This window comes from Microcystis sp. M_QC_C_20170808_M3Col (genome assembly GCF_007095505.1).
Taxonomy (GTDB): domain Bacteria; phylum Cyanobacteriota; class Cyanobacteriia; order Cyanobacteriales; family Microcystaceae; genus Microcystis.
The window spans coordinates 1-9,734 of sequence record NZ_SFBY01000140.1; the positions used below are offsets into that span (position 1 = coordinate 1).

Genomic DNA, 9,734 nt, shown 5'->3' on the forward strand with positions numbered 1-9,734 from the left:
ACATTTTACGCAGGGGGTACTTAGACAAAATCAGTATAGCACAATAAAAGTTAAGTTAACAAGCTATAGTTTAAAAAGCCGTCCTAAAAGGACGGGGCTTTAACCCAAAATTTCGGTAAGCTCTGTGCTTTAGCGTTTGAGAATTTCCTCACTAGCCAAGGAGGCGCTATATAGCTCACTTATAGCAAAGGCCAGCCCTAGATCGGCAAAATTTCCGTTTTCCTTTGTTTCTTCACCCAGTCCGAGTTGATTCCCAGAAACAGGCAAAACTACTATGACCGAATAAGATTGCTTTTTTCCAAAAGCTTATACTTGTATTAAAATAACTATAGATTAAGTTACTAAAGTCAGAATTACGGTCATGACCATTCAATCTAATCTAGCTATATTGAAAGAACAACACATAGAAATTAAGGGCTATTTGATCGATAGGTTAAAAGCACGTCATCTAGAATGGATTGTAGAACATCTTGATGATCCTGTAGCGGCGGAATTGTTCCAGATTATCATACAAGAACGAAATGATAGAGCCAAAGTTAATTCAAATCAGTCCTTGCAAATATCCAGACACGAGGGCAAAATTGAACAGTTAGGAAAAAGTAATCAGAATTTATACAACGAGAATGTTGAGCTTAAACAAGAAGTCAGTTATTGGCAAGAAAAAGTTAATGAATTGCTACAAAAATTAGAGCAGTTACGTCAAGATTTATTAGACTTTGATCAATCTGAGATTTATCGTTTAGGTCAATGGTTAAAGGCTAGTCTATCTAAAACTGCCCGGGAACGTCAACAGGCTTTACTGGAAAAGGAATTAGTTCATAAAGACAGTTATAATCTAGCGGTGAGCGATCTAAAAAATACTATTCAGCAACAACAGGATGGGATTACACAAATAAAAGAGCGAGCAATCTCTACAGTTGAATCTCTGGAAAAAACTAATGATAAACTACGAAGACAACTGGGGGATATTAAAAAATATATTATTAATAACTATGGCGATAAAAAGTGGCAAGAAATCACTCGTTACTTTGCAGATGACCAGGAACTGAAGCAATGAATTTACTAAAAGAAATGAGCTATCGCCAATGGCAAAAAAGAAATAGTGAAGTATTTCATGGTCTTTCCCCAGAGCAACAAAGACAAGCGAGAAAAAAGGGCTATTATAATATCGGCTGGGGAAAGGTTAAAAGCTCTTGGGAGCTTCTTCAGGATTTTAAAAATAATACTTATAAAGTTGTCAGTTTATTTGAGCATGAATTAAATAAGGGAAGTCTTGTCAAAGCCATTGATTTAGCAATTATTGAGTCTGAAAATGCCAAAAAAATGTCTGAGGAAGGAAAACAAGAGTTAGAAAAAATCTCTAAAAATTTGCATGAAATAGCAGATAAAGCTTTGGCTAAATATCCTTTATTATGATTATTATTTATGATGTACTGCCATGACTAAAATATCAAAATCAAAGTTGTCTCAATTATATAGCTCCGATGAAATTGCAGAAATCTGGAATGCTAATCAACATCTAGCAGTTATCGAACATCCCCAAAAAGGATTAATTAGCCCGAATCAATATCGAACAATGGCCAAAGAAAAACCCTGTCCTTTTTGTGGCAAAAAGATGAAACATGGCGAAGAATTTAAAACTTCTTCTCAGTCAGAAGCGGTCAAAAGGGGTTACGAATATAATAATTCTCAAGGGGAAAAAGTTATTAATCAAATCAATCAGATATTTTTTCATCCCAATTATGTCACTATCGATCATATAATTAATAAAGCTCGCTGTCCCGAAAAAATGTTTGATTTTGACAACTTACAACTGGTCTGCTGGCAGTGTAACCAAGCAAAAAGTGATGATAATGCCTATGAACTTCGTCACACTTATGAGTATTTATCTAGCCTAGTCGATGAAACAGCACTTCGTTATCCTCTTCTTGAAAAGACCAATGACTTAGCAGAGTTTAACAAATTTTAATTTTAATAAACTTTAATTAAGTTTATAATCTGATTAAATAGCCTTCAACTCTAATCGAAAACTCATAGTAAAATTCCACTATAATTGAATTGAGCTAATCTGAGTCAAAATGAATAACTTGTTTGCTTTTGCCTTAGGTCTAAAAGAGACAATTTACACCTATCATTACGTCGCACTTTAGCAAAGGCGAATTTAAAGTCAGGCTAAATTTTTGTGAAATTTTCTTGACTATTATGACAAAAGATGCTAGTTTTTCAGATAATTATCAGTAGTTTTTGGTGAAATTATCACAAATTACTGGCAAGTTTAACTATTAAAAGAGGGTGAGCGCCCAGGGACAAATCCGAAACCTAGCTGCTAACAACCGAAAAAGTTAGGTTACTATGAGGGAGATACCCTCTGAGGAGTTGCACTAATTATATGGACATCAAATTAATCTTGTTGGCATTGACGGCCGTATTCACTGTCTCTTGTCTCTTTTTCGGCACCCGCAACGGTTTTTACGATAGCGATAACTACGATGGCAATGGTTCCGCTCACTAACCAGTCATCATGATCAGGGTTGCCATGGTTCAACGCTCTACTGCCGTCTGGGGGTCAAAATCCCTTTTATCCTGTTTACCTTTTGGTGTCGGTCACGCATCAGAAGGGGTTTGTCTCCTACTGAAAATCGGTCCCTATCGCATACTTTTAGATTGCGGTTTGGCCGATATGCAACCCCTGACCCAAAACAAAAAACCCCCCGTGGATCTGGTGTTCTGTAGTCATGCCCACAGCGATCACATCCGTGGGTTAATGGCTCTCCATCAGACCTATCCCCAATTGCCAGTTTATGCCAGTGAGGTGACAGTACAACTGCTGCCCCTACAATGGCCGGATGCTGCCGAGGAAATCGGCAGTTTCTGTCAGGGTTGGCCATGGCGATCGCCGATCACTCTCTTTGATGATCTCACCGTCGAGATTTTTCCAGCTGGCCACCTCCCTGGGGCCGCCGTGGTCCTATTCACCTACAAAACCCCCAAACGCACCTATAAAGTCCTCTATACCGGCGATTTTTCCCTGTCTAATTTTCAACTGGTGGAAGGATTATCGATCGATCTGCTGCGGGGAGTATCCCCCGATGTGCTGATTATTGAAGGCAGTTACGGCACAGAACGCCATCCCCACCGACGACAGCAGGAAAAACAGTTGATGAATCGCATCTATCAGGCGATCGCTGAGGGGCAAAATGTCTTACTACCCGTCCCCGCTTTGGGATTGGGTCAGGAAATTTTAAAATTACTGCGGTCGCACCACCAATTCACAGGCCGCGACATTGATATCTGGGTTGGGGGCAAGATCGCTAAAGCTTGCGATGCCTACCTAGAAATTTTACCACAATTTCCCGCATCTGTCCAGAATTTTGCCAAACATCAGCCCTTATTTTGGGATGAGCGCATCTGTCCCCGGTTGCGAAGGTTGCCAGAAAAACCGACACCTCTAGGGGGAACCACTCCGATAATTCTACTAATCGATCGCCTAGAGGAGGTGAGTAAATATCTGCAAGGGGATAAACCTTGGTTAATGTTAGCTCCCCAACACCTGCACGATATCAACCTGGAGAATCCCCGATTAAAAGCGGCACAGCGTTCGCGATTAATTAGCCAAGAAACCTATCTACTGGCCGAACATAGCGATAGTCGCAACACCACCCAACTGATCCATAACCTGCGACCACAGCATATCATGTTCGTCCATGGCTCGCCCCTATATCTAGCGGATTTGACCAGTTTAGAAGAATTACAAAGCCGTTATCAACTCCATTCTCCGGCCGTGGGAACTCTGGTGGAATTGCCTATTGGCGATCGCTTTATGCAACCGACACCCCCGGCCCCCAGTCACTATGAGGGAGAATTAAATGAATCGGATTTGATCGTCACTATCACCTTACCAGAGCCGATCACCCGGGATCCCCGGTGGAGTAATTTCGCCGATACGGGACTGGTGGAAGCGCGCTGGCAAGGGGAAGAATTATTATTACGGGGAGTCTCCCAACGGGAATTATTAAGCGAGAGTCCCAATCGCATCACCAAAGCTTTAGAGGAGATGGATTGCTGTCGTGTCTGTGTCCACTACAAAAGTCAGCGCTGTTGGAATCCCGCTTCTCCCCTCTACGGTTTTAAAGTGGTTGCCGAAGGCTATTGTCCCGTTTTTGAAGCCAATATATAATTAGGGTTTGCTGAATAAATCTGAAACTGGCTCTCAAAGGGGAAGTCCAGTCAAAACTTCTACTGTTTCTCCCGCTTGTATAGTAGTTTTACCCTGGGGAATTATGGCTAAAGCATTAGTACCCGCTAAATTAATTAAATTAGCCGAATTGTGTTGTCCGGAAGCGAGTTGAAATTGATAAACTCCCTCGATAATTTCTATTTTTCCCCAGAGATAAACTTCTCTTTGTCCCTTAGATTTGAGAGTATCGCGGGTGACAACTCGCAGAAATTTGTTCTGATAATCTGTCAATCCCGATAATTTTTTAATGGCCATTTGCACGAAGCGCCAACAGCAAACTAAAGCAGAGACGGGATTACCGGGGATACCAAAGTAAATACAACCGTTAGGAAAAGTAGCAAAGGTTAGGGGTTTACCCGGTTGAATAGCAACGCTGCCAATCAGAATTTTTCCCCCTAATTCCCCTAAAATTCCCTCGATATAATCGTAATCTCCTACGGAAACACCGCCGGTGGAAAGGACGATAGCACTAGAATTAATTGCTTTTCTGATCGTTTCTCTGAGAAGATCGGGATTATCTTTGATAATACCTAAGGGTCTGGGAATTGCCCCTAAACTGGCGACAAATGCGGTTAAAGCGTAGCGATTCGAGTCAATAATTTGACCTTTTTGGAGGGTTTCATCGGGATTAATTAATTCATCTCCCGTGGAGAAAATTGCCACTTGGGGACGGGAAAACACTGTTAATTCGGTAGCTTGTGCCGTGGCTAAAACCGCTATTTCTGGGGAATTAAGAGCAATACCAGCTTTTAATAAGGTATTTCCCGCTCGATAGAATGTGCCGCGTTGACGCACGAAAAGACCTATTTTTTCGGGAGGGATAAGAATCGCCACTCGCTCGCCTTTTTTGTCAGTATTTTCCTGCATAATAATCGTATCACTGCCGGCGGGTAACATTGCTCCTGTAAATATTCGGGCTGTTTCTCCGGGTTGAATAATTTTTTCGGGGACTTTGCCGGCGGGTATTTCGGCGATAATCTTTAAAGTAACAGGATTTTCTGGATTAGTGTCTTTGACATCTTCGTAGCGGACAGCATAGCCATCCATAGCAGAATTATCCCAATAGGGAAAGTCTAAATCACTGCTGATATCTTCGGCTAAAATGCGCCCAAAAGCTGCCTCTAGAGAAACTTTTTCTGTTTCTTGTCGGGGTTGAATTTGAGTTAAAATTATAGATTCTGCTTCTTTGACTGAGTACATGGATTAAAAAAAATGAACCGATTAGCTAGATTAAGGGTGGAAGATATACAAGCTTGGGTCGGGGAAGTGCATTTATCGGATCTGAAGGGTCAGACTCCCTATTATATACCGGTTTTGAACCAAGTTAATACCGAGGTTTTCGCTCTCCAGATTCACTGTCTTGAGGGGGAGATTTTGTCTTGGGGAGATGAAACTGTAACTTTTCCTTTGATGAGTGTGATTAAACCTTTTTTGTTATTATATCTTTTAACTCATTTAGGGGAAGATGCTGTTTTTCGTCGCGTGGGAAAAGAAGCTTCTAGTTATCCTTTTAATTCCTTAACTCAACTGCAAGAGGATCGCGGTTTTCCCCGTAATCCTATGATTAACAGTGGCGCGATCGCTTTGGCGGATTTATTAGCAGGAGAAACGCCAGAATCTCGCTGTGAAAATTTGCTTTTATGGTTAAATGAAATGGGTAATTGTCAATTATTTCTTGATCATTCTGTGCTTGAGTCTGTTCACTCCTATCCTAAGGCACACAATCAAGCTTTAAGCTTAGAATTAGAAAAAAATGGTTATATTAGTCATCGTTATTTAGCCCTAGAAACCTACAATCGAATCTGTTGTTTATCTGGAAAAATTGCCGATCTTGCTAATTTAGGTAAGTTGATTTTAGCTGCTCCTTTTGGTGAAATTATTCTAGAAATTATGACTAATTGTGGACTCTACGAAGCTTCCCAACAATTCGCCCTTGAGGTGGGTTTTCCCACTAAATCGGGAGTCAGTGGGGCGTTATTATCAATTGTACCGGAACAGGGCGTTATTGCTTGTTATAGTCCTCTGTTAAATGAGCAAGGTAATTCAATTTTAGGACTTAATTTACTAACACATATAAGTCATTTTGTCAAGTAAATTTAATCTATGAAAATAAGCTTTAATTCCTCAAAACAATACCGATACTTTTTCTGATTTTTCTTGCCAAGTACCGTGAAAACTGGGAGGGATAAAGTTGATTTTGTCAAGGATTGTTAAGATGCGCTTACCCTGATAATTCCAGTGATCAATTGGCTATCCTGATCATCTCTGGTGATTTTCCCGCAGCATAAATATCCCACATTGTCCTATAAGCTTTTTCTAAATTGCGGGTAAAACGAAGGGTATCAAATAACGGATAAGTAAGACGATTTTGTGCTAGTTTCTGTTTAATTTCCTGCAATTTATCAGGAGATTTTGCTAAATTAATCGCTAAATTTTTATACTCCTCTAAATTCTTAGTAATTAATTCAGGTAGGCCAATAGCTGTCAGTAAACTAGCACCAACACGGGAAGGAAAAGTTGTACCTGGACAAGTTATAATCGGTAAACCTGCCCATAAAGCATCACTCCCAGTAGTATGAGCATTATAGTATAAAGTATCAAGAAATAAATCAGCTAGTTGATGTCGCGCCAAATGTTCCGGCTTCGGTTCGAGATGGGCAAAAATTAAGCGATCACCCTCAATTCCTCGCGCTTGTGCTTCCCGACGTAGATTTGCTTCAGCTTCAGCTACTCTCGAAAATAACCATAACACACTACCGGGAACATTAGCCAAAATTTGCATCCATACAGTGAATATTTGCGGCTCAATTTTATAGGTATGGTTGAAACAACAAAAGACAAAACCCGATTCAGGAAGACCATACTGGGAACGAGTAACAGGTTTAGATGATATAATTTGTTGATAATCATTAGCCTGATAACTATCCGGTAAAATTACTAATTTTTCAGTAAAATTATCAGCAGATTCCGGTGGGGTAACTATGGCATCACTAATAATATAGTCGATAAAATCTGCTCCCATTGTCCCCGGATAAACCAAATAATTAACTTGAATCGGTGCAGGTTTTAAAGCCAATATTTGCGTCCGCGCCTTATCAATATACCCCATCAAATCAACTAAAATATGCACCCCATCATTAAAAATCCGTTGTGCAGATTCCGTAATTGATAAAGTAGCAATATCATAAAAGCGATCGCAATCATTAGCAATGCGACGACGATATTCACTACCATCATCAGGACCATAGGAATAGGCAATTATTTCAAAGTTATTGCGATCATGTAAACCAAAGACACTTTGCATCAAATGACTGGTGGGATGGTTACGAAAATCATGGCATAAATAACCTATTTTTAATCGTCCAGATCGGGTGCGGGAATGGTTAAAGTTGAGGGATTTAGTCCCTAAGGCTAATTGTCTTTTAACCTCTTGAGCATAGTTACAAGCTACTTTCAACCGTTGACTAGCAGACCAAGGTTTATATAAGGTATCAAAGGGAGTTACTGCGGTAGATTTTCCCTCTTGTAACTGTTTTTCGGTTAATTGCCAAAGTTGGATTAAATCAGCTTCTCTTGTGTTCCAATTACAAGTCATTTCCTTCATAGAAAATAAGCAAGCAAAAGCCTCTAATGAATTAGGTTGAATGGCTAAAGCTTGCTTAAATACGCTCATAGCTGCTTCTACTTTGTCCTGTCTTCCTAAAGCTAAAGCCAAACTATTATAAGCTTTAATGTATTTAGGATTAAGCTTAATTGCTGCTTGAAAATAAGCGATCGCTTCTTCAGTCTTTCCCTGTAGTTGTAACACATTGCCTAAATTAAAGTGTGCTTCTGAATAATTAGGGTTTTTCCTGATTGCTTCTTGAAACTTGACCCTGGCATCCCCTAACTTATCCTGCATTTGTAAGACTAAACCTAAATTATTATCAGCAAAAGCATAGTTTTGATTGCCACAAATAGCTTTGTTAAAGCAAATAATTGCCTCGTCTAAATTTCCCTTGCTAACTGCTATTATTCCCAAATTATTGTGAGCTTCTGCATAATTAGGATTAATCAATAAAGCTTGCTTATAAGCCAAAATAGCTTGATTAATTTGTCCTAAACTATCCATGATCACCCCCAACTGATGCCAAGCAGGTGCATATTGGGGAGATTGATTAATTAATTGTTGATAGAGAGCGATCGCTTCTTCAAGCTTAACCTGTTTTTGCAAGGTGTATGCTTGCTGATAAAGGGTATCTGCTGGCGAAGTATCAAGCTGATTATTTGCTATATTTCCTCCAACTAAAGGAGAAATAGGATCGAGAGTAATAATTTTACTGATGTCATCATTTTGAAATCCTAAAGCTTGGGGACGTTTAACTCCTTCTAAGATTTGTATATCATAAAGTTCGGTAACTTCACCTTCTAAGCGTATCCAGTGAATAACTTCACCTGTTTTCAAATCAATAATTAGCAGACCACAGCGAGGTTCTGCTTCTTTAGCCATTAAATTATCATCTAAGATTAACCCCGAAAAAGTCTTATCTCCCCCACGACTTTTAGATAATCCAACAATGGCATAATTTCCGACAAATGCTAAACCACGCAGAAAACCAGGACAAAAAGTAACAGGCTCAAAAATGCCTTTGTCTTGATCAATATAACCAAAGTAACCCGTACCCGCATTTAATAACCATAACTTACCCTGATAAAATCGGGGAGAATGAGGCATAGATAAACCAGTAGCAATCACTTCATTAGACTGAATATCAATGACACAACCGCCAGTTTGTCTTCTATCTCTCCACCCATCCACCACATCTGATTGACTACAAGCGGTAACATAACGCGCCTTCCCATCTACCAAAGCTAAACCATTGAGATGACAACGATCTTCATTGACTAAAGCGGAAATAAACGATGGTTTCCATAGGGGAATACAACTATGGCGATCGCTGACTGTTGCCAGACAATTTAACATGGTACTGATAAATATAATTCTTTCAGATAGATTTTCTATTGCCAAATCGTGAATATCTAAATCCCCAGTAGTATAACTAATGCGGGGGATATAAAGTTTATCGTAACCATCATAAAGCTGTTCGGATAATAGCACATTATCTAGTTGCCAGATTTGATAGCGGGAACTAAGATAAATCCTTTCTGGGGTAGCATATAAACCCATGGCGCGGTCAAATATCCGCTCAAATCCCGACATCCCCCTTTGAGGGTTAACTCCTAAAAACATCAGTCGAGAACTTTGATAGGTAGTAAAAGCCAGACTAATCTGCTGAGACTCTAACCAATCAATGAAGTTACGGGAAGCAATTATTTCTACGGGGATAGATTGATTAGTATTGGGAGTTGATAGTTGTGTATTCATCGGTTGTCTAGCCTGTAGTGGACTGTTTCAGCTAATTTGGTGCAATAGATTCTCCCGATTCCTCCTCCTCAAACACAGGATAAAGATGTTTCAGCTTGACCCTAGCATCGCTGGTCGTAAACGTCCATATTA

The 9,734-nt window shown here is 39.8% G+C and carries 8 protein-coding genes; 6 read left to right on the top strand and 2 right to left on the bottom strand.

Annotated features, from left to right (window positions below; translation table 11 throughout):
• Positions 1–361: 361 nt before the first annotated feature.
• From EWV84_RS06495 to EWV84_RS06515, 5 genes are all read left to right on the top strand, one after another.
• Positions 362–1,057: a hypothetical protein gene (locus EWV84_RS06495; protein WP_287077275.1), complete on the top strand. Its 696-nt coding sequence runs from the start codon at positions 362–364 to the stop codon at positions 1,055–1,057.
• Complete coding sequence (locus EWV84_RS06500; protein ID WP_286825476.1) at positions 1,054–1,416, top strand: hypothetical protein; 363 nt, start codon at positions 1,054–1,056, stop codon at positions 1,414–1,416. Before EWV84_RS06495 ends, EWV84_RS06500 begins: the two co-directional genes overlap by 4 nt.
• A 22-nt stretch (positions 1,417–1,438) precedes the next feature.
• Positions 1,439–1,969: an HNH endonuclease gene (locus tag EWV84_RS06505; protein WP_286825475.1), complete on the top strand. Its 531-nt coding sequence runs from the start codon at positions 1,439–1,441 to the stop codon at positions 1,967–1,969.
• Between the two features lie 420 nt (positions 1,970–2,389).
• Entirely contained in the window at positions 2,390–2,512 is a 123-nt protein-coding gene (locus EWV84_RS06510) for a DUF8629 family protein (protein ID WP_002737208.1), read from the top strand.
• 24 nt (positions 2,513–2,536) lie between these two features.
• Positions 2,537–4,177, top strand: a complete 1,641-nt coding sequence (locus EWV84_RS06515; protein ID WP_287077277.1) for an MBL fold metallo-hydrolase — start codon at positions 2,537–2,539, stop codon at positions 4,175–4,177.
• 33 nt (positions 4,178–4,210) lie between these two features.
• Here the strand turns inward: EWV84_RS06515 and EWV84_RS06520 are convergent, their stop codons facing one another.
• Complete coding sequence (locus EWV84_RS06520; RefSeq protein ID WP_287077280.1) at positions 4,211–5,437, bottom strand: molybdopterin molybdotransferase MoeA; 1,227 nt, start codon at positions 5,435–5,437, stop codon at positions 4,211–4,213.
• 12 nt (positions 5,438–5,449) lie between these two features.
• Here EWV84_RS06520 and EWV84_RS06525 point away from each other — a divergent pair, with 12 nt between their 5' ends.
• Positions 5,450–6,331: a glutaminase gene (locus EWV84_RS06525; RefSeq protein WP_287077282.1), complete on the top strand. Its 882-nt coding sequence runs from the start codon at positions 5,450–5,452 to the stop codon at positions 6,329–6,331.
• Positions 6,332–6,479: 148 nt separating this feature from the next.
• Here the strand turns inward: EWV84_RS06525 and EWV84_RS06530 are convergent, their stop codons facing one another.
• On the bottom strand, positions 6,480–9,602 hold the full coding sequence (locus EWV84_RS06530) for a TIGR03032 family protein (RefSeq protein WP_287077284.1): 3,123 nt from the start codon (positions 9,600–9,602) through the stop codon (positions 6,480–6,482).
• Positions 9,603–9,734: the final 132 nt, after the last annotated feature.